Origin of the sequence: Streptomyces sp. AF1A (genome assembly GCF_047340315.1) — a bacterium.
GTDB lineage: Bacteria > Actinomycetota > Actinomycetes > Streptomycetales > Streptomycetaceae > Streptomyces.
Map to the genome: position 1 here is coordinate 1 of NZ_JBLEBI010000080.1, position 20126 is coordinate 20126.

Annotated in this window: 17 protein-coding genes; 12 read left to right on the forward strand and 5 right to left on the reverse strand. The window is 72.5% G+C overall.

All coding sequences use genetic code 11. The annotated features are described in order from the left end of the window. Window positions 1-531 (forward strand): glycosyltransferase family 4 protein (locus tag ACLU3S_RS21185; protein ID WP_413953486.1); only part of this gene is annotated, 531 nt, incomplete at its 5' end. Here ACLU3S_RS21185 and ACLU3S_RS21190 read toward each other — a convergent pair. The 3 genes from ACLU3S_RS21190 to ACLU3S_RS21200 form a co-directional block, all read right to left on the reverse strand. Beyond that, a complete protein-coding gene (locus ACLU3S_RS21190) occupies window positions 528-2174 on the reverse strand; it encodes a PucR family transcriptional regulator (RefSeq protein WP_413953487.1) in 1647 nt (548 codons plus the stop codon). The two genes, ACLU3S_RS21185 and ACLU3S_RS21190, sit on opposite strands and share 4 nt — an antisense overlap. Window positions 2175-2218: 44 nt before the next feature. After that, window positions 2219-3601, reverse strand: coding sequence for an FAD-binding oxidoreductase (locus tag ACLU3S_RS21195; protein ID WP_413953488.1), 1383 nt, complete (start codon window positions 3599-3601; stop codon window positions 2219-2221). A 124-nt stretch (window positions 3602-3725) separates the two neighbouring features. Continuing rightward, window positions 3726-5528, reverse strand: a complete 1803-nt coding sequence (locus tag ACLU3S_RS21200; RefSeq protein ID WP_413953509.1) for a glycoside hydrolase family 15 protein — start codon at window positions 5526-5528, stop codon at window positions 3726-3728. Between the two features lie 532 nt (window positions 5529-6060). Between ACLU3S_RS21200 and ACLU3S_RS21205 the strand changes: the two genes are divergently transcribed. The 11 genes from ACLU3S_RS21205 to ACLU3S_RS21255 all read left to right on the forward strand — a co-directional run bounded on the left by ACLU3S_RS21205 (window position 6061) and on the right by ACLU3S_RS21255 (window position 18917). After that, the gene (locus tag ACLU3S_RS21205) at window positions 6061-7728 is read left to right on the forward strand and encodes a CTP synthase (RefSeq protein WP_413953489.1); all 1668 of its coding nucleotides are present in this window, start codon (window positions 6061-6063) and stop codon (window positions 7726-7728) included. An 83-nt stretch (window positions 7729-7811) separates the two neighbouring features. Then, window positions 7812-8438: an NUDIX domain-containing protein gene (locus ACLU3S_RS21210; RefSeq protein ID WP_413953490.1), complete on the forward strand. Its 627-nt coding sequence runs from the start codon at window positions 7812-7814 to the stop codon at window positions 8436-8438. Window positions 8439-8625: 187 nt separating this feature from the next. Then, window positions 8626-10698 (forward strand): tetratricopeptide repeat protein, encoded by a 2073-nt coding sequence (locus ACLU3S_RS21215; protein ID WP_413953491.1) that lies wholly within the window; start codon window positions 8626-8628, stop codon window positions 10696-10698. A 144-nt stretch (window positions 10699-10842) separates the two neighbouring features. Further along, complete coding sequence (gene ald / locus ACLU3S_RS21220; RefSeq protein ID WP_413953510.1) at window positions 10843-11958, forward strand: alanine dehydrogenase; 1116 nt, start codon at window positions 10843-10845, stop codon at window positions 11956-11958. A gap of 425 nt (window positions 11959-12383) precedes the next feature. Beyond that, window positions 12384-13517 (forward strand): ParA family protein, encoded by a 1134-nt coding sequence (locus ACLU3S_RS21225; RefSeq protein ID WP_413953492.1) that lies wholly within the window; start codon window positions 12384-12386, stop codon window positions 13515-13517. Next, a complete protein-coding gene (locus ACLU3S_RS21230; protein WP_413953493.1) occupies window positions 13502-14053 on the forward strand; it encodes a hypothetical protein in 552 nt (183 codons plus the stop codon). Before ACLU3S_RS21225 ends, ACLU3S_RS21230 begins: the two co-directional genes overlap by 16 nt. A gap of 18 nt (window positions 14054-14071) precedes the next feature. Further along, on the forward strand, window positions 14072-15364 hold the full coding sequence (locus tag ACLU3S_RS21235) for a segregation and condensation protein A (protein WP_413953494.1): 1293 nt from the start codon (window positions 14072-14074) through the stop codon (window positions 15362-15364). After that, a complete protein-coding gene (gene scpB / locus ACLU3S_RS21240; protein ID WP_413953495.1) occupies window positions 15361-16011 on the forward strand; it encodes an SMC-Scp complex subunit ScpB in 651 nt (216 codons plus the stop codon). The genes ACLU3S_RS21235 and scpB overlap by 4 nt, the downstream gene beginning before the upstream one ends. Before the next feature lie 12 nt (window positions 16012-16023). Then, the gene (locus tag ACLU3S_RS21245) at window positions 16024-17085 is read left to right on the forward strand and encodes a pseudouridine synthase (RefSeq protein WP_413953496.1); all 1062 of its coding nucleotides are present in this window, start codon (window positions 16024-16026) and stop codon (window positions 17083-17085) included. 70 nt (window positions 17086-17155) lie between these two features. Then, window positions 17156-18163, forward strand: a complete 1008-nt coding sequence (locus ACLU3S_RS21250) for an ADP-ribosylglycohydrolase family protein (RefSeq protein ID WP_413953497.1) — start codon at window positions 17156-17158, stop codon at window positions 18161-18163. 4 nt (window positions 18164-18167) lie between these two features. Then, the gene (locus ACLU3S_RS21255) at window positions 18168-18917 is read left to right on the forward strand and encodes a DNA polymerase beta superfamily protein (RefSeq protein ID WP_413953498.1); all 750 of its coding nucleotides are present in this window, start codon (window positions 18168-18170) and stop codon (window positions 18915-18917) included. Here ACLU3S_RS21255 and ACLU3S_RS21260 read toward each other — a convergent pair. Together ACLU3S_RS21260 and ACLU3S_RS21265 are read right to left on the reverse strand one after the other, a co-directional pair. Next, window positions 18843-19586, reverse strand: a complete 744-nt coding sequence (locus ACLU3S_RS21260) for a DNA polymerase beta superfamily protein (RefSeq protein ID WP_413953499.1) — start codon at window positions 19584-19586, stop codon at window positions 18843-18845. The genes ACLU3S_RS21255 and ACLU3S_RS21260 overlap by 75 nt on opposite strands. Window positions 19587-19608: 22 nt before the next feature. Beyond that, window positions 19609-20079 (reverse strand): Rieske (2Fe-2S) protein, encoded by a 471-nt coding sequence (locus ACLU3S_RS21265; RefSeq protein ID WP_413953500.1) that lies wholly within the window; start codon window positions 20077-20079, stop codon window positions 19609-19611. Window positions 20080-20126: the final 47 nt, after the last annotated feature.

Below are 20126 nucleotides of genomic sequence, written 5' to 3' on the forward strand. Positions count from 1 at the left end.
CTCGTCGCGGTCGGCTCCCTGGACCGGCACCGCGGCTACGACGTGCTGCTCGACGCGGCACGCGCCTGGCGGGACCTGGACCCGGCGCCGCTGGTCGTCGTCGCCGGTGAGGGGCCGCTGCGGCCGTCGCTGCAGGCGCGGATCGAGGACGAGCGGCTGCCGGTGCGGCTCGTCGGGCGCCGCGAGGACGTGCCCGAGCTGCTCGCCGCCGCCGATCTCGCGCTGCTGCCCAGCAGTTGGGAGTCGCGGTCCGTGCTCGCGCAGGAGGCGCTGTACACGGGCGTACCGCTCGTCGCGACCCGCGTCGGCGGCATCCCCGACCTCGTGGGCGACGCGGCCGAACTCGTCCCGTACGGCGATCCGGAGGCTTTCGCCACCGCCGTCGTACGGCTGCTCGCGGACCCCGAGCGCCGGGAGCTGCTGCGCGAGCGCGGCGTACGGCAGTCCGCCGGCTGGCCCACGGAGGACGAGACGGTCGCCCAGGTCCTCAGCGTGTACGACGAGCTGACCCAGCCCCGGCCCCTGGCCTAGGGCACGTGCCGGCGGGCGCGCAGGGCGAGGCTGAGGGCCAGCACGGTCTGCGGGTCCTCGAGGTCGGTGCCCAGCAACTCGCCGATGCGGGCGAGGCGGTTGTACAGGGTCTGCCGGTTGAGGTGCAGTTCGCGGGCCGTCTCCGCCTTGCGGCCGGCGTGCGCGAGGTAGGTCTCCAGGGTGGGCAGCAGCGGCGGCTTGTGGCGGTGGTCGTGGTCGCGCAGCGGGCCGATCGCCCGGTCCACGAAGGCCGCGAGGTCCGGGTGGTCGCGCAGCCGCCACAGCAGCAGGTCGATGTCGAGGCGGCGGGCGTCGTACCAGGGCCGGTCGCTCAGGCCCTGCGCCGCCGCCGCCGTCTCCGCCGCGTGCCTGAGGCCGGCCGAGGCTGCCGCCCAGCCGCCCGCCACGCCGACGACCACCACCGGCGGCGGCGAGCCCGGCCGTCGCATCCCGGCGCGCTCCACGCCCGCCCGCAGCGCCGCCGCCACCCGGTCCGCGACCGCCGCCCGCTCCGACTCCGCACGCAGCCCGAGCAGCACCAGCACCCGGCCCTCCACCGGCCGGACACCCAGCAGCACCGGCACCCCCACCCCGGCCAGCTCCTCGGAGACCGCCCGCGCCAGCACCGCCCAGCCCCCGCCCGGCGAGAGGGGATCGCCGGCCCGCATCACCACCGGCAGCAGCGGGCTGTTCCCGGGCTTGAAGCCGAGGACGCGGGCCTGGGCCGGGGCGTCCTCGGCGGTGATGCGGCCCTCGGCGAGGTCGGTCAGGAAGTCGCCGCGGCCGCGCGCCGCCAGCTCCTCCTCCTGCCGGGCCTGCATCAGCACCACGGCCAGGATGCCCGCGGCCCGCTCGGCGGCGATCCGGTGCACCGGAGCCAGCGGTGAGCGCACCGGCAGCAGGACCAGGCGGGCCCGGATCGCACCCGGGGTCCCCGGGCCGCCGCCCGGCACGTCCACCAGCACCGAACCGGCGGGCGGCGGAGCGTCCTTGTGCGGGCCGCGCAGCCCCTCCCACACCTGCAGCGGGTCCGCGCCCTCGGGCCCCTCGCCGGCCGCGTACAGCAGCCGGCCGTCGGAGGTCTCCAGGAACACCGGGTTGCCGCTGAAGCCGGCCAGGATGCCCAGCACCTGCGGCACCCCGCCGCCGCCCAGCAGGGCCTCGGTGCAGCGCCGGTGCACCTCCTCGGCCCGCTGCAGCAGCGCGTAGTGGCCGTTGACGATCTCGGTGTGGATCTCCTCGGTGACCGTCACGAACGGCACCTCGCGGTGCAGCTGGACCAGCGGCAGCCCGGCGGCGCGGGCGGTGTCCACCAGCGCGGCCGGCAGCCTGGTGAAGCGCGGGCCCAGCTCCACCACCAGGGCGGCGATCCCGCGCTCCGCGAGCGTGCGCACGAACGCCCGCTGCTCGGCCGGCCGGGCGCCCAGGCCGTAGCCGGTGGTGAGCAGCAGCTCGCCGCCCTTGAGCAGCGAGGCGATGTTCGGTACCTCGCCCGCGTGCACCCAGCGCACGGTACGGCTCAGCCGGTCGGCGCCCGCCACGATCTCCGGCAGCCCGCTGCGCAGTCCGGGCAGCTCCAGCGCCCGCTGAACGGTGATCCCGGCGCCCTGCGTGGCGGGTGTGCTCTCCGTGCCGCTGTCCATGCAGCGGACGCTACCTGCGTGAACGCACGAAGGACATCTCCCGGCTACACCGGCCGGATGTTGTGGTTGAAGCGGAAGACGTTGTCGGGGTCGTACCGCCGCTTCACCTTCTCCAGGCGCAGCAGGTTGCCCTCGCCCAGGCCGGCCCGCAGCCGCTGCGGGCCCTCGTCGCCGATGAAGTTCAGGTACACGGCCCCGCCGCTCCACGGCCGTGCGGCGGCGCGCACGTTTCGCACCCAGTCCATCGCCCGCTCGTCCTCGGCCGGGTCGGCCCAGATGCCGAGGGGATGCACGGCCCAGGGCGCGTCCCGGTACGGCACCGGGTACTCGTGCGGGCCGGCCGCGACCGCCCCGCCCTGCGGGAACAGGATCTGCCGGCTGCGGGTGGGCACCGGCATGCCGTCCGCGCGGGCGCAGAAGGCGTCCACCAGTTCGTCGGGCAGGTCCGTCGGGTACTCGGCCGACCAGTGGTTCCGCAGCCCGAACGGGACGTCCAGCATGCACTGCACGTCCGCGTAGGGCATGTCGCCGGCCAGCTCCACCTCGTGCGGCAGCGCGAGCAGCGGCTCGGCGAGCTTGCGCAGGTCGCCCTCGCCGCCCGCGTACGTCAGCAGCGCCCCGCACAGCAGCCGCCCCACCAGCGCAGGCGGCACGAACTCCTCGGCCGGACCGGTCAGGTACAGCACCGCGCCGCTCACCTCGTCCGGCCCGGTGCGCATGATCTCGCGGAAGGTGCGGACCACGTCCGGCCCGAACTCCGGCAGGCACATCAGCAGGACGATCGAGAACTCCGGCAGCTCGTGCAGCTCCAGGGTGAGCGCGGTGGCGATGCCGAAGTTGCCGCCCCCGCCGTGCAGGGCCCAGAAGAGCTCGGGGTTCTCGTCGGCGTTCGCGTGCACCCGCTCGGCGTCGGCGGTCACCAGCTCGACGCCGAGGAGGTTGTCGACGGCGAGACCGAACGCGCGGTCCAGCCAGCCGGTGCCGCCGCCGAGCACGAAGCCGCCGATCCCGGTGGTGGAGGCGCGCCCGCCGGTGGTGGCGAGGCCGTACGGCCCGGTGGCCCGGTCCAGGTGGCCGATCGTGGCCCCGCCCTCGATCCGGACCGCCTCGGCCGCCGGGTCGACGGTGACGCGGTGCATCCGGCGCAGGTCCACCACCAGCGCGCCGTCGCCCAGGGCCGCACCGGCCACGCTGTGCCCGCCGCCGCGCACCGCGACCGGCAGGTCCAGGTCCCTGGCGAAGCGCACGGCCCGGACCACGTCGACGGCGTCCGCGCACTGGGCGACGACGGCGGGCCGCCGGTCGATCATCGCGTTGAAGACCGTACGGGCCTCGTCGTAACCGGCGTCTTCGGGGGCCAGCACCTCGCCGACCAGATCCTCGCGCAGCGCGGCGAGCGCCGAGCCCGCCTTCGAGGAGGAAGCCATGACGGCCCCCTTCCGGAAAAGGGGTGTCTGTCCGCTACCAGCCTAGGGGCGTGCCGTGCCGCGCAGCGCGCCGTCGGCCGGCCGGACGGGGGTTCCTCGGCGCCGGCGCCGATCGCGCGCCCGCTCAGCCGCCGTACGCCCCCGAAGCCGTCAGCCGCAGGGCGGTGTCGATCAGCGGCACGTGGCTGAAGGCCTGCGGGAAGTTGCCGACCTGGCGCTTGAGCCGCGGGTCCCACTCCTCGGCGAGCAGACCGAGGTCGTTGCGCAGCGCGAGGAGCCGCTCGAAGAGCTTGCGGGCCTCGTCCACCCGGCCGATCATCGCCAGGTCGTCCGCCATCCAGAACGAGCAGGCGAGAAAGGCGCCCTCGTCGCCGGGCAGGCCGTCGACGCCCCGGTGGTCGCCCTCCGTCGGGTAGCGCAGGATGAACCCGTCCGTCGTGGACAGCTCGCGCTGGATCGCCTCGATGGTGCCGATGACCCGCTTGTCGTCCGGGGGCAAAAAGCCCATCTGCGGGATGAGCAGCAGCGAGGCGTCCAGTTCCTGGGAGCCGTAGGACTGGGTGAAGGTGTTGCGCTCCTTGTCGTAGCCCTTCTCGCACACGTCCCGGTGGATGTCGTCGCGCAGCTCGCGCCAGCGCTCCAGCGGGCCGTCCGCGTAGCCGGACTCGATCAGCTTGATCGTGCGGTCCACCGCGACCCAGGCCATCACCTTGGAGTGCACGAAGTGCCGGCGCGGGCCGCGCACCTCCCAGATGCCCTCGTCCGGCTCCTGCCAGTGGTCCTCCAGGTAGCGGATCAGCTTCAGCTGGAGCAGGGAGGCGTAGTCGTGCCGGGCCAGACCGGTCATGTGCGCCAGGTGCAGGGCCTCGGTGACCTCGCCGTAGACGTCCAGCTGGAGCTGGTGCGCGGCGCCGTTGCCGACCCGGACCGGAGCGGAGTGCTCATAGCCCGGCAGCCAGTCCAGCTCGGCCTCGCCCAGCTCGCGCTCGCCGGCCAGGCCGTACATGATCTGCAGGTTCTCCGGATCGCCGGCGACGGCGCGCAGCAGCCACTCGCGCCAGGCGCGGGCCTCCTCGCGGTAACCGGTGCGCAGCAGCGAGGACAGGGTGATCGCCGCGTCCCGCAGCCACGTGTAGCGGTAGTCCCAGTTGCGCACGCCGCCGATGTCCTCGGGCAGCGAGGTGGTGGGCGCGGCCACGATGCCGCCGGTCGGGGCGTAGGTCAGCGCCTTCAGCGTGATCAGCGAGCGGATCACCGCCTCGCGGTACGGACCGTGGTACGTACAGTGCTCCACCCACTCGCGCCAGAACTCCTCCGTCGCCTCCAGCGCCGCTTCCGGCTCCGGCAGCGGCGGCGGCTCCTTGTGCGAGGGCTGCCACGAGATCGTGAACGTGATCCGGTCACCGGGGGCGACGGTGAAGTCGGCGTACGTCGTCAGCGCCTTGCCGTAGGTCTCGGCGTCCGTGTCGAACCACACAGAGTCGGGCCCGGCCACGGCGACCGTGCGCGCCTCGTTCTTGTGCACCCAGGGCACGACCCGGCCGTAGGAGAACCGCATCCGCAGCGCCGAGCGCATCGGCACCCGGCCGGTGACGCCCTCCACGACCCGGATCAGCTGCGGGGCGCCGTCACGCGGGGGCATGAAATCGGTCACGCGCACCGTGCCGCGCGGGGTGTCCCACTCCGACTCCAGGATCAGCGAGTCGCCGCGGTAGCTGCGCCGGGCGGCCGCGGGTGCCGGGGAGTCGGCGGCGTGGGCCGGACAGAGCCGCCAGAAGCCGTGCTCCTCGGTGCCCAGCAGGCCGGCGAAGATGGCATGCGAGTCGAAGCGGGGCAGGCACAGCCAGTCCACCGTGCCGTCCCGGCAGACCAGGGCTGCGGTCTGCATGTCTCCGATGAGTGCGTAGTCTTCGATGCGCCCGGCCACGTGCAACTCCAGTCGAACGGCCACGTCACCCCCGCGCAGGGGGCTGTCGCTAGTGCGGTCAAGGGGTTGTTGTTGTGCGTCGTTGAGCGGTGAAGCAAAGCAGCCCGCCGATCCGTATGGCAACACGACAGTCTCTGCTCAACGAACTGCCGCGCACTCGTTGTTCCGGGTGGTGCAGGCGGGGGTGTGCCGTCGTTCCGGCCGCGCTCGGCAGTGAGTGTCCGAGCAGGATACGACGCACGTAGATGATCTGCGTGCCGCTCCGGGCAACCCGTGTGGGCCGAACGAGTGAGCCAGGGATGATGACAGTGTGACCCATGCGCGCCCATGTCGGTACATGGCGCGAGCCACATCGTGCCCGGTCGGAAGCGGACGGTGGCCGGAAGCCATCCCCTCCGGGCGCTGATACCCTGGTAGCCCGTGGACCGGTGGGCCCGAAACCCCCGAACCGCAGCGACGGCACCACCGGAGGCGTCCGGGCCGGGAGCCGTACCGCACGACAGACCGCGACCACGGGAGCCCCCTCTTGGCCATGCCGCCCGCCGCTTTCCGATCCAGCACAGCCACGACGACCAAGCACATCTTCGTCACCGGGGGTGTCGCCTCCTCGCTCGGCAAGGGCCTCACCGCCTCCAGCCTGGGCATGCTGCTCAAGGCCCGGGGTCTGCGTGTCGTGATGCAGAAGCTCGACCCGTACCTGAACGTCGACCCGGGCACGATGAATCCCTTCCAGCACGGTGAGGTGTTCGTCACCAACGACGGCGCCGAGACCGACCTGGACATCGGCCACTACGAGCGCTTCCTCGACCGCGACCTGGACGGCACCGCCAACGTCACCACCGGCCAGGTGTACTCGACCGTGATCGCCAAGGAGCGGCGCGGCGAGTACCTGGGCGACACGGTGCAGGTCATCCCGCACATCACCAACGAGATCAAGCACCGCATCCGGCGCATGGCCACCGACGAGGTGGACGTCGTCATCACCGAGGTCGGCGGCACCGTCGGCGACATCGAGTCGCTGCCGTTCCTGGAGACCGTCCGCCAGGTCCGCCACGAGGTCGGCCGGGACAACGTCTTCGTCGTGCACATCTCGCTGCTGCCGTACATCGGCCCGTCGGGCGAGCTGAAGACCAAGCCGACCCAGCACTCGGTCGCCGCGCTGCGCAACATCGGTATCCAGCCGGACGCGATCGTGCTGCGCTGCGACCGCGAGGTCCCGACCGCCATCAAGCGCAAGATCTCCCTGATGTGCGACGTCGACGAGGCCGCCGTCGTCGCCTGCCCGGACGCCCGCTCGATCTACGACATCCCGAAGGTCGTGCACTCCGAGGGCCTGGACGCCTACGTCGTGCGCAAGCTGGACCTGCCGTTCCGCGACGTCGACTGGACCACCTGGGACGACCTGCTGGACCGCGTCCACAACCCCGACCACGAGATCACCCTCGCGCTCGTCGGCAAGTACATCGACCTGCCCGACGCCTATCTGTCGGTCACCGAGGCCCTGCGCGCCGGCGGCTTCGCCAACAAGGCCCGCGTGAAGATCAAGTGGGTCACCTCCGACGACTGCAAGACCCCGGCCGGCGCCAAGGCGCAGCTCGGCGACGTCGACGGCATCTGCATCCCGGGCGGCTTCGGCGACCGCGGCGTGCTCGGCAAGGTCGGCGCCATCCGCTACGCCCGCGAGAACAAGATCCCGCTGCTCGGCCTGTGCCTGGGCCTGCAGTGCATCGTGATCGAGGCCGCGCGCAACCTGGCCGGCATCCCGGACGCCAACTCCACCGAGTTCGACCCGGCCACCGCCCACCCGGTCATCTCCACCATGGCCGAGCAGCTGGACATCGTCGCCGGCGAGGGCGACATGGGCGGCACCATGCGCCTTGGCATGTACCCGGCCAAGCTGGCCGAGGGCTCCATCGTGCGCGAGGTGTACGACGGCAGGGAGTACGTGGAGGAGCGGCACCGGCACCGCTACGAGGTGAACAACGCCTACCGCGCGGAGCTGGAGAAGAAGGCCGGCATCCTCTTCTCGGGCACCTCGCCGGACGGCAAGCTCGTGGAGTACGTGGAGTACCCGCGCGACGTCCACCCCTACCTGGTCGCCACGCAGGCGCACCCGGAGCTGCGCTCGCGGCCGACCCGCCCGCACCCGCTGTTCGCCGGTCTGGTGAAGGCCGCCGTCGAGCGGAAGATCTCGAAGTAACACGGGAGTTGTACGGTGGCCGGGGCGCGCGCATTCAAAACGATCGTGCCCCGGCCGCTCGCGCACGTGTGGAAGGACAGGGCATGACGATCAAGGACACCCCCGAGGAGTGGGAGATCCGGGCGACGGAGACCCCCTTCAGGGGCAACAAGACCTCCGTCCGCACGGACGACGTGGTCATGCCCGACGGCTCGGTGGCCCGCCGCGACTACCAGGTCCACCCGGGCTCGGTCGCCGTCCTCGCCCTCGACGAGGATGACCGGGTGCTGCTGATCAACCAGTACCGCCACCCGGTGCGGCACAAGCTGTGGGAGATCCCGGCCGGCCTGCTCGACGTGCCCGGCGAGAACCCGCTGCACGCCGCCCAGCGGGAACTGTACGAGGAGGCGCACGTCAAGGCCGAGGACTGGCGGGTGCTGACCGACGTCTACACCACGCCCGGAGGCTGCGACGAGGCCGTACGGATCTTCCTCGCCCGGGACCTGTCCGCTGCCGACGGGGAGCGCTTCGTGGCGGAGCACGAGGAGACCGACATGGAGCACGCGCGCGTGCCGGTCGACGAGCTGGTGCGCCGCGTCCTGGCCGGCGACCTGCACAACAACTGCCTGGTCGTCGGGGTGCTCTCCCTGGTGGCCGCCCGCGGCGGGGACGGCCTGGAGGCCCTGCGCCCGGCCGACGCGCCGTGGCCCGCGCGCCCCTTCGAGTCCTGAAGGGCACCTTCACGCATTGGTGTGACCATCGCCTGATCCGATCGGGGGACGCGTCCGTCGTGCTCCATCCGGAACGTCGCAGAGCGTGAACTAGGCTCGTCGCGGCGAGGGAGCAAACACAGGGTGCACGCCCGTGGCGGAAGATCCCGCGGGCTTGCGCGTGCGGTGTGGGACGGGAGCGTGGCCCGTGACGGATCAGGCGGTGGACACAGGCGGTGCGGGGCCTGCCGCGCGCCCGGCGCCGGAGGACCATTTCCTGGGCCGCACACGCGAGTTGAAGCAACTGTGCGCCGACATCGAGCGGGCCGGACTGGACACCCTCTCCGGCCGCAAGGCGCCCCGCGCGCGCGTGCTCCTCATCGCCGGCCGCCCCGGTTCCGGCCGCACCGGCCTCGCCGAGGAACTCGTCCGCCGGATCGCCGACCGTTACCCCGACGGGGTGCTGCGGGCCCGGCTCAGCGAGCCCGACGGCACGCCCGTGCCCGTCGAGCGCGTCGCCCGCGACCTGCTCGCCGCGCTGTCCCAGCCTGCCCCGGCCGGTGCCGCGGAGGACGACCTGGCCGCCTCCCTGCGCGCGGCCCTGGCCGGCCGGCGGGCGCTGCTGCTCCTGGACGACGCGGCCGGCGCCGAACAGGTGGACGCGCTGATCCCGGACGCCCCCGACTGCCTGGTGGTGGCCGTCTCCTGCGGTCCGCTGACCGGCATCGCGAACGTCCGCCCCTGCACCGTGGGCGGCCTCGACACCAAGTCCGCGGTGGAACTCCTCACCCGCTACACCGGCTCGGTCCGCATCACCGTCGACCCGCGCTCCGCGGAGAGCCTGGTCGAGGCGTGCCAGGCCCACCCGGCCACGCTCGTGCTGGCCGGCGGCTGGCTCGCCGCCCGCCCCCAGGCCGCCGTCTCCGACCTCGCCAAGCGGATGCACACGGTCGCCGACGGCGGTGTGGAGGCGGCCGACGGCACCCCGCTGGCCCGCGTCTTCAAGCTGGTGTACGACGAGCTGCCCGGCCAGGCCGCCCGGATACTGCGCCTGCTCTCCCTGGCCCCGGCCGGCCTGATCGACGCCCACACCGCCTCCGCCCTGGCCGGCTGCTCCGTGGAGGCCGCCCGCGCCGCCCTGGAGGACTTCGTCGCCCACGGCCTGCTGCACGCGGCGGACTCGCCGCTGCCCGAGTACGGCGTCCCCGGCTGCCTGCACCCGCTGCTGCGCGCCGCCGCGGAGCGCCGGGAGCGGCCCGCGGAGCTGCAGCTGGCCCGGGCCCGGATGCTGGAGCGGACGGTACGGCTGCTGCAGTCCTGCCGGGCGATCACCGAGACGGACAGCCCGCAGTCCCGCGAGAAGCTCCAGGCCATGCCGCCCGCGCTGCGGTTTCCGAACCCCCGGGCGGCCGCCGACTGGCTGCGCATCCGGCGGCCCGCCCTGCTGGCCTCCGCGCGGCTCGCGGTGGCCGACGGCGAGCTGGACACCCTGGCCCGGCGGCTGCTGTCCCAGCTGGTGAGGGCGCTGGCGGCGCATGTCGGGACCCAGGCCGCCGCCGACCTGTACGGCGTGCACGGCCTCGTCCTGGACGTGGCCGAGCGACGCGGACTGCCCCGGGAGAAGGCCGCGGCCCTGCTGAACCTCGGCGATCTCGACGCGCAGACCGGCCGCACCCGGGAGGCGCTGGCCCGCTACCGGGCCGCGCTGGACGCCGCACGGGAGGCGAACGACCCCTACGCGACCGGCCGCGCGATGGAATCCGTAGGCGGCGCCCACCAGGAGCTCGGCGACTACGACCGGGCCGCCGACTGGTTCGGGCGGGCCCTGTCCGAACGGCTGGCCCGGGGCGAGCGCGCCGAGGCGGCCCGGCTGTACGGGCGGATGGCCACCGCCCACACCTACGCGGGCCGCTACGGAGAGGCGCTGCGGAACTGGCGGGCGGCCGCAGCGGCCTACCGCAGGAGCGGCGATGTGGCCTCCCACGCGCGGGCGTTGAGCGAGACCGCCCGGGTCCAGGAGTACGCGGGCCGCCCCCAGGAGTCGCTGCAGACCTGCCTGGAGGCGGTGGAGTGGGCGCGGCGCGCGGAGGACGTCCGGCTGCAGGCCGCGCTGCAGCTGCGGCTGGCCGACACCCTGGAGCGCCTCGGCGACCCGACCGCCGCCCGGCTGCACCGCTCGGCGGCCGAGCACCTGCTCGACGAGGAGACGGCGGAGAGCGAACCACGCCCGGAACGCGACGCTAATGCCTGCGAAATCCGCAGTCCATCAACTGAAGATTGATGCAATGAAAGGCTAGACAGCCGCAACACCTTCATTAAACTGGCTCTGCCGCGTGCTCCTGCGGTGTCTCCCGGTATGCCCCCGCATGTCTGGGTACGTCTTCAATGCACCCCCATACCCTCTGAGCCAAGGACCGTGATCGACGTGAAGGTCGGCATCCCCCGCGAGGTCAAGAACAACGAGTTCCGGGTGGCCATCACCCCCGCCGGTGTGCACGAGCTGGTGCGCAACGGGCACCAGGTCGTCATCGAGCGCGGCGCCGGCCTCGGCTCCTCGATCACGGACGACGAGTACGTGGCCGCCGGTGCCCAGATCCTGGGCACCGCCGACGAGGTGTGGGCCACCGCCGACCTGCTGCTCAAGGTCAAGGAGCCCATCGCGGAGGAGTACCACCGCCTCCGCAAGGACCAGATCCTCTTCACCTACCTGCACCTGGCCGCCTCCAAGGAGTGCACGGACGCCCTCATCGAGTCCGGCACCACGGCGATCGCCTACGAGACCGTCGAGCTGCCGAACCGCGCGCTGCCGCTGCTCGCCCCGATGTCCGAGGTCGCGGGCCGGCTGGCCCCGCAGGTCGGCGCCTACCACCTGATGCGCGCGGCCGGCGGCCGCGGCGTGCTGCCCGGCGGCGTCCCGGGCGTGACCCCGGCCAAGGCCGTGGTCATCGGCGGCGGCGTCTCCGGCTGGAACGCCACCCAGGTCGCCGTCGGCATGGGCTTCGAGGTGACCCTGCTGGACCGCGACATCAACAAGCTGCGCGAGGCCGACCGCATCTTCGGTACGAAGGTCAAGGCGATCATGTCCAACGCCTTCGAGCTGGAGAAGGCCGTCCTGGACGCCGACCTCGTCATCGGCGCGGTCCTCATCCCGGGCGCCAAGGCCCCGAAGCTGGTCACCAACGAGATGGTGTCCCGGATGAAGCCCGGAAGTGTCCTTGTCGACATCGCGATCGACCAGGGCGGCTGCTTCGAGGACTCCCGTCCCACCACGCACGCCGAGCCGACCTTCCAGGTCCACAACTCGGTCTTCTACTGCGTCGCCAACATGCCGGGCGGTGTGCCCAACACCTCCACCAACGCCCTCACCAACGCGACGCTGCCGTACATCGTCTCGCTCGCCAACAACGGCTGGGTGGAGGCGCTGCGCCGCGACGCCGCGCTCGCCAAGGGCCTCAACACCCATGACGGCAAGGTCGTTTACAAGGAGGTCGCCGAGGCGCACGGCCTGGAGCACGCCGAGCTGGAGGCCCTGCTCGGCTGAGGCCCCGCCGGCCCCTGTGACCTGCCGAGTCGCTAAGTCACCAGCGGGTAAAAGGCGATTCGTCAACACACGTCGTCAACGGCGCGCACCCGGCCGGACCTTGCCCGACAAGGTCCGGCCGGATGTGTGTATGGTCACTTGGCGACTCTTGGCCAACTCGCCTCGAACGCAACCCTTCGACCGATTCGTACACCGGTGAAACCTGCTGTGCGACGGCCGTACGCCCTTGACAGCGAGATGTTTCATTGCCGACACATCCTGCCGGGTCCGGCGGATTGTGTTGCTGCGGACCGCCGACACGCCATAGAGTCGCCAACCGTCGGCATGGTGCCACGCTGACCTTGTCTAGAAGTTTCCTGGTCACCAAGGAGGTAAGACGACTTGTGAATGAGTCGACATTTTCTCCCGGGGGTGGTCGACCAGGAATGCCCGCACGGGGCCAGGGCCCCGCGGGATTCGAGGCTGTCGGCTCCGTAGCTGTGCGCACCTTCGCAGCCCACCAGAGTTCCGGTCCGCACGCGGCCGGGACTGCACACCAGAGCATGGATGGCCATCACGTGAACGCCATGGCCGGCGACGGAAGTGGCGCGCCCCACAACCACTTCGCCGACTACGACGAACTGCCCGAGGGGCACTTCTACGACCCCGACGCCGAGTACGAGCCCGACCCCGAGTACGCGGCCACGCTCGCGCCCGACGCGGCCCGCCAGCGCCGCGAGCGCATCGGCCCGACCGGACGCCCGCTGCCGTACTTCCCGATCCCGGGCCCGCTGACCGACCACGGCCCCGCGAAGATCATCGCGATGTGCAACCAGAAGGGCGGCGTCGGCAAGACCACGTCGACCATCAACCTGGGTGCCGCGCTCGCGGAGTACGGCCGGCGCGTGCTGCTCGTGGACTTCGACCCGCAGGGCGCGCTGTCGGTCGGCCTCGGCGTCAATCCGATGGAACTCGACCTGACGGTCTACAACCTGCTCATGGAGCGGGGCATGTCCGCCGACGAGGTCCTGCTGAAGACGGCGGTCCCCAACATGGACCTGCTGCCGTCCAACATCGACCTGTCGGCCGCCGAGGTCCAGCTGGTCTCCGAGGTGGCGCGCGAGTCGACGCTGCAGCGGGCGCTCAAGCCGCTGATGCCCGATTACGACTACATCGTGATCGACTGTCAGCCCTCGCTCGGCCTGCTCACCGTCAACGCGCTGACGGCCGCGCACAAGGTGATCGTGCCGCTCGAGTGCGAGTTCTTCGCCCTGCGCGGCGTGGCCCTGCTGACCGAGACGATCGAGAAGGTCCAGGAGCGGCTCAACCCCGACCTGGAGCTGGACGGCATCCTCGCCACGATGTACGACTCGCGCACCGTGCACAGCCGTGAGGTGCTCGCGCGCGTCGTCGAGGCGTTCGAGGACCACGTCTACCACACGGTCATCGGGCGTACGGTCCGCTTCCCGGAGACCACGGTCGCCGGTGAGCCGATCACCACCTACGCCTCCAACTCCGTCGGTGCCGCCGCCTACCGCCAGCTCGCCAGGGAGGTGCTCGCCCGGTGTCACGCCGAGTGAGTCTGCCCGGAGCCGACGAACTCTTCCGTACGACAGGGGGGATGGCGCTCCAGCCGTCGACTCCGCGGCGCACGGCCAACGGTGAGGCCCGGGTGCCGGCTCCCGCCGGGGAGAGCGACGACGCGGCCGCCGCCGAGGACGTGCCGCCGTCCGTGCCCGTGCAGAGCGGCGACGGCGAGGGCGCGGAGCACGTCGCGGCGGAGGCACCGCCCGCCGAGAACGGTGAGTCCCGCGCCCGGCCGGCGCGGCGCCAGGCGGCGCAGGAAGGTTCTGCCGCCGCCGCGCAGCCGCGCAAGCGGGGGCGTCAGGCGGCCCGGCGGCCCAGCGGGCGCGAGCGGCACGACGAGAAGATCACGGTGTATGTCTCCGCCGAGGAGCTGATGGACCTGGAGCACGCGCGCCTGGTGCTGCGCGGCGAGCACGGGCTGGCGGTGGACCGCGGGCGCATCGTCCGCGAGGCGGTGGCCGTGGTCCTGGCGGACCTGGAGTCCCGCGGGGACGCGAGCATCCTCGTGCGGCGGCTGCGTGGGCGGTAGCGGTAGCCTGCGGGGGCTATGACCTCGAACGACGTTCCCCCCTCCGGCGCCGGTGCCGCCCGTCGGCGTGCGCTGGGACGGGGACCGGGGGTCCCGCGGGTGCCACCGAGGACCGAGCCCGCCCCCGAGGCGGAGATCCCGGCGGAGGCAGGGGCCCCGTCCGGGGCGGAGGTCGCGGCGGAGGCGGCGGCACCGGCCGAGGCGGAGGTACCGGCCGAAGAGGCAGAGGCGCCGGCTGCGGTCGAGGTCGTGGCTCAGGTGGAGGCCCAGCCCGGGGCGGAGATCCGGGCGGAGGCGGCAGTACCGGCCGAGGCGGAGGCGCCGGCTGCGGTCGAGGCCACTGCTGAGGCGGAGGCGCCCGTCGAGGGCGGGGCCCCGATCGAGGTCGAGGTCACTGCTGAGGCGGAGGCGCCCGCCGAGGGCGAGGCCCCGATCGAGGCGGGGGCGCTCGGAGCCGTCGTACCCGACGGGTTCGCGGTGTCCGAGCCCGAGGAGTCCCGTGACGGCGTCTTCAAGGTCCGCCTGTCGAACTTCGAGGGCCCCTTCGACCTTCTCCTCCAGCTGATCTCCAAGCACAAGCTGGACGTCACCGAGGTCGCCCTGTCCAAGGTCACCGACGAGTTCATGGCCCACATCCGCGCCATGGGCCCCGACTGGGACCTGGACCAGACGACGGAGTTCCTCGTCGTGGCCGCCACGCTGCTCGACCTCAAGGCGGCCCGGCTGCTGCCCGCCGCCGAGGTGGAGGACGAGGCCGACCTGGCACTGCTGGAGGCCCGGGACCTGCTGTTCGCGCGGCTGCTCCAGTACCGCGCCTACAAGCAGATCGCGGACATCTTCAACGCGCGCATGGACGAGGAGGCCCGGCGCCACCCCCGTACCGTCGGCCTGGAGCCCGAGCACGCCGAGCTGCTGCCCGAGGTCGTCATCAGCATCGGGCCCGAGGGCTTCGCCCGGCTCGCGGTCAAGGCGATGCAGCCCAAGCCCAAGCCGCAGGTGTACGTCGACCACATCCACGCCCCGCTGGTCAGCGTGCAGGAGCAGGCCGGGATCGTGGTCGCGCGGCTGAAGGAGCTGGGCGAGGCCAGTTTCCGGGCGCTGGTGGAGGACACCGACGACACCCTCACGGTCGTGGCCCGCTTCCTCGCGCTGCTGGAGCTGTACCGGGAGAAGGCCGTCGCTCTGGAGCAGGAGGCGGCGCTCGGCGAGCTGATCGTGCGCTGGACGGGCGGCGAGGGGGACGCGGCCCCCGTGGTCACCGACGAGTTCGACCGGCCGCCCGAGGCGCCCAAGGAGGAGGAGAAGCCGTGACCGAGGACACCACCGAGCTCCCGCAGGGGCTGCGCGGCGTCGCCGAACTCGACCTCAAGCCCGCCCTGGAGGCGGTCCTCATGGTCGTGGACGAGCCGGCCGGCGAGGACCACCTGGCCAAGATCCTGGAGCGGCCGAAGCGGCAGATCGCGGACGCGCTGCGCGAGCTGGCCGACGAGTACACCGTGCAGGGCCGCGGCTTCGAGCTGCGGTACGTCGCGGGCGGCTGGCGCTTCTACACCCGCGCCGCCTACGCGCCCGCCGTAGAGCGGCTGGTCCTGGACGGCCAGACCGCCCGCCTCACCCAGGCGGCACTGGAGACCCTCGCGGTCGTCGCCTACCGCCAGCCGGTCAGCCGCAGCCGCGTCTCCGCCGTGCGCGGAGTCAACTGCGACGGCGTGATGCGCACCCTCCTGCAGCGCGGTCTGGTCGAGGAGGCGGGCACGGAACCCGAAACAGGTGCGATCCTGTACAGGACGACGAACTACTTCCTGGAGCGGATGGGCCTGCGTGGCCTGGACGAGCTTCCGGAGCTCGCGCCCTTCCTCCCGGAGGCGGAGGCGATCGAGGCCGAGACCCAGGAGGGGGTCCCGTCGTTCGACCCGGACGCGCCCGACGCGCCCGGTGCTCAGGACGAAGACGACTAGACGGAAACCTTGATGCGAAGCAGCGGCAGCGGAAAGAGTGGCGGACGCGGGAACTACCGCGGCGCCGGCAACAACCGGGACGAGCGGCAGGGGCAGGGCCGTCCCCGCAAGCCCCGCCCGGAGGAGCGCCGCTACGACGTCGGCCCCGGCGCGACCAAGGACGGCCCCAAGTCCGGGCGCGGCGGCTCCGCGCGGGGCGGCGTGAAGGGCGGGCCCAAACAGCCCCAGCAGCGCGGTCGTACGGCCCCCGCGCGCTCGCGCGAGTACGAGACGCGGGTCGAGGAGCGCAACCGGGAGCGGTACGCCGGCAAGAAGGACATCAAGCTGCCCAAGACCTTCCCGGGCGCCGAGCAGGAGGGCGAGCGGCTGCAGAAGGTCCTCGCGCGCGCGGGCTACGGCTCCCGGCGCGCCTGCGAGGAGCTGATCGACCAGGCCCGCGTCGAGGTCAACGGCGAGATCGTCACCGAGCAGGGCCGCCGGGTCGACCCGGAGAAGGACGAGGTGAAGGTCGACGGCCTGACGGTCGCGACGCAGTCGTACCAGTTCTTCTCGCTGAACAAGCCCGCCGGTGTCGTCTCCACCATGGAGGACCCGGAGGGGCGGCAGTGCCTGGGCGACTACGTCACCAACCGCGAGACCCGGCTCTTCCACGTCGGCCGGCTCGACACCGAGACCGAGGGCGTCATCCTGCTCACCAACCACGGTGAGCTGGCGCACCGCCTCACGCACCCGAAGTACGGCGTGAAGAAGACCTATCTCGCGCACATCGTCGGCCCGATCCCGCGCGACCTCGGCAAGCGCCTGAAGGACGGCATCCAGCTGGAGGACGGCTACGCGCGCGCGGACCACTTCCGGGTGGTGGAGCAGACCGGCAAGAACTACCTGGTCGAGGTGACCCTGCACGAGGGCCGCAAGCACATCGTGCGCCGGATGCTGGCGGAGGCCGGCTTTCCGGTCGACAAGCTCGTGCGCACGGCCTTCGGGCCCATCACGCTCGGCGACCAGAAGTCGGGCTGGCTGCGCCGCCTGTCCAACACCGAGGTCGGCATGCTGATGAAGGAAGTCGATCTCTAGAAGCGCCCCTTGCGCTGACCACCGTCCCCCTTTATTGTCAAGATGACGATAAAGGGGGACGGTGATTCTCATGCCACAGCAGGCGGCTACCGGCGCACTTCTCGGCCTCGCCCTCGGGGACGCCCTCGGCTTCCCGACCGAGTTCAACGACGTGCCGCAGATCCTCGCCAAGTGCGGGCCCTGGCGGGAGATGGAGCTGCCGCAGCGGGCCTTCGTCTCCGACGACACGCAGATGACCCTCGCCCTCGGGCGCGGGCTCCGCACGGCCATGGAGCGCGGGTACCTGGCGCCGCAGCGCCTGGAGCGGCCGCTGCGCGAGGAGTTCGTGGACTGGTACCAGTCGCCGGACAACAACCGCGCCCCGGGCAACACCTGCCTCACCGCGTGCGCCCTGCTCAAGGAGGAGGGCCGGCCCTGGCAGGACGCCAGCCAACTCGGCTCCAAGGGGTGCGGAGCCAACATGCGCGTCGCCCCGATCGGGCTGGCCCCGGGGCTGAGCGACGAACAGCGCGCGGGCGCCGCCCAGTTGCAGTCCGCGCTCACCCACGGCCACCCCACGGCGCTGGCCGCCTCCGACCTCACCGCCCGCGCCGTTCACCTGCTCGCCGGGGGCACCGACCCGGCCGGCCTGGTCGGGCAGTTGCGGTCCTACGCGCTCGACAACCGCACCCGCTACGACCACACCTGGCTCGGCGACCTGTGGACCCGGTCCCAGGACCCCACCCCCGAGGACTTCATCGCGCGCGGCTGGGACGAGTGCCTGCGTATCCTCGCCCGGCTGGAGGAGGCCGTGCGCACCACCTCCCCGGAGGTCGATCCCTGCCTGGCCACCGGCGAGGGCTGGATCGCCGAGGAGGCCCTCGCCACCGGGCTGCTGTGCTTCCTGCTCTTCCCCGGCGAGCCCGTCACCGCCCTGCGCCGGGCCGCCTGCTCGTCCGGCGACTCCGACTCCATCGCCTGCCTGACCGGCGCCTTCGCGGGCGCGTGGCTGGGCGCGGACGCCTGGCCCGCCGACTGGGCCGAGCGCATCGAGTACCGGGGCGACCTGTTGGGGCTGGGCGCGCTCTGGGACGCTTAGCCCCGTGATCGACAACCTCGACCTGGACCTGAGGCCCGTGGTCGCCGAGCAGCCCGACCCCCTGCTGTTCGCGACCGTCTCCGGAGCCCACCTGTACGGCTTCCCCTCGCAGGACTCGGACGTGGACCTGCGCGGTGTCCATCTGCTGCCCGCCGCCGATCTCCTGGGGCTGCACGAGCCGGAGGAGACCCGGTCGCGGGCCTGGGTGCGCTACGGCGTCGAGCTGGACCTCGTCACCCACGACCTGCGCAAGTTCGTACGGCTGATGCTGCGCCGCAACGGCTATGTGCTGGAACAGCTGCTCTCGCCGCTCGTCGTGCACACCACCGACGGGCACCGCGAGCTGGCCGACCTGGCCCCCGGCGTGCTCACCAGCCACCACGCCCACCACTACCGGGGGTTCGCGGTGACGCAGTGGCGGCTGTTCGAGAAGACCGGCGAACTCAAGCCGCTGCTCTACACGTTCCGGGTGCTGCTCACCGGGATCCACCTCATGCGCGGCGGCGAGGTGCAGGCCCATCTCCCCACCCTGCTGGAGCTGGTGGACGCCCCCGCCTATGTGCCGGAGCTGATGGCCGCCAAGGCGGAGCGGGAGCACGGGACGGCCGCCGTCGACCGCGAGCGCGTGGCCGCCGACGTCGAACGGCTGCACGCGGTGCTCGACGAGGCGCAGGCCGCCTCAGTCCTGCCCGAGGCGCCTACCGCCCACGACGCCCTGCACGACTTCGTGGTGCGTGTCCGCCTGGCGCGCTGAGTCCCGGCGCACCCGGAACAGGAAGTCGGCCACACGCGCGTGGTCCGGCTCCGGCGGCAGCGGGGTGCCCGGCAGGGCCTCCTCCGTCTCCGCCGCGAGCCGGGCCATCCACGCCTCCACCCGGGCCCAGGGCACCTCGCCCCGCTTCACGGCGAGCAGCGGCTCCCGCTGGTCGCCCACGCCGATGTGCAGCTCTCCGGTGCGCAGCAGGTCGCGGGCGCTCGTCAGCAGGCGCAGCAGATGCATGGCGTGCTTCCAGCGCGGGGCGCCCGTCGTCCGGACGTCGGCGTCGAGCTTCTTGCGCTGGCCGAGGGCGTACCGGGTGAAGGTGTCGTAGACCTGTCGGGAGAGGAAGGCGCCGCGCAGGGACAGCAGCTCACGGCCCCTGCCGTCCGCGTGCCCGACCAGCGGGGAGTGCAGGCACTCCAGGATGTTCGGGTTGCCGCGCAGCGCCAGCTCGCAGAACCGCTCCAGCTCCCAGGAGAACCGCTCCTCGCCGGGCCCCTCCACATGCGTCGGCGGCTTCTCGAACCGCCAGAAGAGCTCGGTGGGCGCGAGGAACACGCCCCGCCGGTCGGTGTCGCTCGCGTCGGTCGCCAGGCCGAACGCCCGTGACCCCATGACGCAGGAGTAGATCGTGTGGTCGCGTACCAGGTCCTCGGGCTGCATGCCGGGAGCGTACGCGGACCGGTCAGGTCAGGCGGATGGAATTTCCCTCCACCTTGATCGACTTCGGGGGCAGCGGACGGGTCGCGGGACCGTGCGCCACCGCGCCGTCGGCGATGTGGTATTTGCTGCCGTGGCAGGGGCAGTCGATGGTGCCGTCCGCCACCCGGCTCACGGTGCAGCCCATGTGCGTGCAGATCGCCGAGAAGGCCTTGTAGTCGCCCTTGGACGGCTGGGTGACCACGACCTTCTGCGCCTTGAAGATCTTGCCGCCGCCCTCGGGGATCTCGGCGGTGGTCGCGAGCGCCTGTCCGCCGGCGGCCGGGGAGGAGGGGGACCCGTTCGCGGGCGGGGAGGTGGGGGACGGAGAGGTGGGGGAGGCGGGCGAGGCCGTGGACGAGGAGTTCTTGTTGCCGCCGCAGGCCGCGGTACCCAGCGCGAGCGCCGCCGCCGCGCCCGTACCGAGCACCGTGCGTCGCGAGGTGTCAGACGTCATGCCATTGCTCCGAGTGTGATCGAATCGGCAAATAACGGCATCTTTGC